At 67.8% G+C, this 1,681-nt stretch carries 1 protein-coding gene and 1 other RNA gene; both read left to right on the forward strand.

Translation table 11 applies throughout. From position 1 onward, the window contains the following. Positions 1-227: 227 nt before the first annotated feature. An RNA gene (ffs, locus tag LQV45_RS30440) (signal recognition particle sRNA small type) lies at positions 228-324 on the forward strand. A gap of 27 nt (positions 325-351) precedes the next feature. Then, positions 352-1,681 (forward strand): DNA polymerase III subunit gamma and tau (locus LQV45_RS30445; RefSeq protein WP_230010959.1); only part of this gene is annotated, 1,330 nt, incomplete at its 3' end.

A 1,681-nucleotide genomic window follows, 5' to 3' on the forward strand; every position in this document is an offset into this window, starting at 1 on the left:
GGACATAGCCCCAAATAACCCACTCCTTCCCGCCAAGAATGGGCATGCCCCACACTGCCCACTCCCGCGACTGGACATGCCCCGCAGCCCGCCCGAGGGCTGGACATAGCCCCACCGCGCCCACTCCTGCAGCCCGCAGCTGCCGCGAAAAATGGGCATGTCCCGCCGAGGATTAAGGGCCAAACCGGGCCAATTCGGGGCACACCCAATCGTCAGGTAAACTTGCTGACGGCCCCTCATGTGGCGTCATCCTGTTGAACTCCCCCAGGACCGGAAGGTAGCAAGGGTAAACGGGCTCTGGCGGGTGCATGAGGGGTCTTTTATGTCTGTGCCGATTGGTAGGGTTTATCTGTGACTGTTACTACCGCCCTCTACCGTCGATACCGCCCCGATTCGTTCGCGGACGTTATCGGGCAGGAGCACGTCACCGAGCCTCTCATGACGGCCCTGCGCAAGAACCGCGTCAACCACGCCTATCTCTTTTCGGGCCCCCGCGGCTGTGGCAAAACCACCTCCGCCCGCATCCTGGCCCGCTGCCTGAACTGCGCCGAGGGCCCCACGGACACTCCCTGCGGCAAGTGCCCCAGCTGCGTGGAACTCGCCCGCGGCGGCTCCGGCTCCCTGGACGTCATCGAGATCGACGCCGCCAGCCACGGCGGTGTGGACGACGCCCGCGACCTCCGGGAACGGGCCACCTACGCCCCCGTCCGGGACCGCTACAAGATCTTCATCATCGACGAAGCCCACATGGTCACGTCGGCCGGGTTCAACGCCCTGCTCAAGATCGTCGAAGAACCGCCGGAACACATCAAGTTCATCTTCGCCACCACGGAGCCGGACAAGGTCATCGGCACCATCCGTTCCCGCACGCACCACTACCCTTTCCGCTTGGTGCCGCCGGAGCCTCTCATGGCGTATCTGGAGCTGCTCTGCACCCAGGAGAACGTCCCCGTGGCACCCGGGGTGCTCTCGCTCGTCATCCGCGCGGGCGGCGGTTCGGTCCGCGACTCCCTCTCCGTGCTCGACCAGCTCATGGCCGGCGCCGGACCAAACGGACTGGACTACGAACTCGCGGTCGCCCTCCTGGGCTACACGCACGCCTCCCTGCTCGATGACGTCGTCGAAGCCGTCGCGGCGTCGGATGCCGCCACGGTGTTCCGCGCTGTGGACCGCGTCATCCAGACCGGGCACGATCCCCGGCGCTTCGTCGAGGACCTGCTGGAACGCTTCCGCGACCTCATCATCGTCCAGGCCATGCCCGAAAGCGCCCAGTCCATCCTCCGCGGCATGCCGGCGGACCAGATCGCCCGGCTACAGAACCAGGCGCACAACCTCGGGGCGGCCGAGCTCTCCCGCGCCGCTGACGTGACCAATACCGCGCTCACGGACATGACCGGGGCCACCTCTCCGCGCCTGCACCTGGAACTGCTGTGCGCCCGCATCCTGCTGCCCAGCTCCGAGCAGACCGAGCGCGGCATTGCGGCCCGGATCGACCGCGTCGAGCGGCGGTTGAACTACGCCGGGAACGACGTCGGGGCTCCCCTCGCCAGCGCCCCCGCACCTGCCACCGTTCCCCCTGCACGCACGGAGCAGGCAGCCGCGCCACAGTTGCCGGCAGCGCACGTGCCCGCCGCACCTTCGCACGCCACGCCGGCTGCCACGACCACCACCCCCTCCGCCC

It is taken from the genome of Microbacterium sp. Bi128 (genome assembly GCF_918698205.1).